The sequence below is a fragment of the Staphylococcus sp. HMSC34G04 genome, assembly GCF_001838765.1.
Lineage (GTDB): Bacteria > Bacillota > Bacilli > Staphylococcales > Staphylococcaceae > Staphylococcus > Staphylococcus epidermidis.
On sequence record NZ_KV838751.1, the window covers coordinates 12,716 to 14,817 of the forward strand.

Genomic DNA, 2,102 nt, shown 5'->3' on the forward strand with positions numbered 1-2,102 from the left:
ATGCCATTATATATGAAAATATATTTAATAGTGTCATTATTATTATGGCTGATTCTTTATTTACAAGAACGTGAGTATATTTTTAAGAATTATAATCGGAAAAATTATAAGTTCAGAGTTGCAACATATATGAGCATCAATTTACTTTCAGGATACAACATTCCATTTTTAATTAGTTCTGCTTATGCTTTTTATTTTGCAGATTCTAGAGACGATACTTTTACATATTGGTTGTTAATTTGTGGGCTCATAATAGTCTCTGCTATAGGTCTATTCTTATTTTGTCTAGGTGAATTTGAGATGTTCGGTATCCAAAACGGTAGTTTTATTAGAATGATTGGAATTTTAACTATTTTATTATCATTTGGACTATTGTTGTATGTATCATTAATTCTTCCTGTTGATTCTGAAGAAAATAGTACGATTTGGATGGGAATGATAATGTTATTTTGTAGCCATTTGCTTATTGGACGAACATATTTTTACTTAGGTCTGTTAAATTATGACATTAGTGAAGATGGGCTGAAATTATAATAGAATTAGTTATGTTTATCATGCCCTATTGTGTAAAAATAACATTTGAAATTGATAAAGAAGTAAACTGATTAGAAAATTTAGATACGGTAAATGAATTTTTATTGATAAAAATATATACCTACACTACTTATAATATTTCAAAAAGACTTTTTTGTATTAGTGAGTATAAATATATAATTTTTATTTTTTAAATGAAAGATTACAATATATATGAATTAAACGTATAATATTTTAGAAATGTAGTATAGAATTAAAACAAATGTATATGAGAATGATTAGTCAATGTAAAATAATTACATATAAAGTATTTTAGAGTGAAGGCAAAACAAACATCAAATATACAACACTGCAAGGACATGTGTATTTGATGGATTACAAAGACTGAATTAAAGAGGTATATGTGGAAGATCGATTACTTAAAAATGGCGCATGTAATCCATATGAACAATGAACAGTTGGAAGAGAATACTAATTACAAGATGATGATGGAGGTCATTTAATTATCCAGATATTTGGAGATTCTAAATACTTTAACAATCGCCTGCTATAAAGCAAGTATATTAATTAAACAAAAACTGTATTTTCATAGGAGTTTTGTATAATGAATAAAGAAAATTTACAAGTTTTAAGTATAAACAATATTAAAAATTCTTATTTAATAGGTTTTGCATTAGTAAATTTTATAATATTTGCATTTTATATATTTTTATATTGCTTTATTGGTATGGAGGGAACAGTCCCTAATTATATGAAAATATATTTAGCCATATCATTATTTTTATGGCTCATATTATATTTACAAGAAAAAGGAAAAATATTGGCAGATTTTAATAGAAATAACTATAAGAAAAGAGTATGTGTCTATATGCTAATTAATATCTTAGCCGGATATAATATTCCTTTTTTGATAAGTTCAGCTGATATTTTTTATTACTCAGGTGTAGACGTAGAAGCTTTTAAATATTGGATTATAATTGCAAGTATAATTCTAATTTCTATGACAGGGTTATTTATATTTTGCTATTCAGAATTTGAAATGTTTGGAAATAAGCAATATATAGTATTAAAAATTTCAGGAGTTTTTTTAATATTATTATCATTTATTGCTTTGATATATATTTCATTTATTTCTCCTAGTGACTCAGGTAAAAGTATAGTTATTTGGGTAGGCTGCTTCTTTTTATTTGGCGTACACATAATAATGGGACGAGTATATTTCTATTTAGCAGTTTTAATGAATGATATTAGAGAAGACGGGCTGAAATTATAATGGAATTAGGTATGCTTATCATGCCCTATTATGTCAAAATAACATTTGAAATTAATAAAGAAAAACTGATTAGAAAATTTAGATATGGTAAATGAATTTTTATTGATAAAGATATATACCCACACTACTTATAATATCTCAAAAAGACTTTGTTTGTATTAATGAGTATCAGTATTTTTTTAAAATGGAAGATTACAACATATATGAATTGAACATATAATATTTTAGAAATTTAGTGTGAAATCAAAGCAAAGGTATATGATAATGATTAAGGATGTGTAAATATTGGTTTATT

Annotated in this window: 2 protein-coding genes; both read left to right on the forward strand. The window is 24.7% G+C overall.

Features of this window, described 5'->3' with window-relative positions; translation table 11 throughout:
• The coding region (locus HMPREF3241_RS09375; RefSeq protein ID WP_070853623.1) for a DUF5079 family protein at positions 1–534 on the forward strand (534 nt) is incomplete at its 5' end.
• Positions 535–1,138: 604 nt separating this feature from the next.
• Positions 1,139–1,807, forward strand: coding sequence for a DUF5079 family protein (locus tag HMPREF3241_RS09380; RefSeq protein ID WP_002475281.1), 669 nt, complete (start codon positions 1,139–1,141; stop codon positions 1,805–1,807).
• Positions 1,808–2,102 lie beyond the last annotated feature (295 nt).

Bases quoted from the DNA above. Each gene is read 5' to 3' on its own strand.
- HMPREF3241_RS09380 (WP_002475281.1), top strand. From the start codon at position 1,139: ATGAATAAAGAAAATTTACAAGTTTTAAGTATAAACAATATTAAAAAT.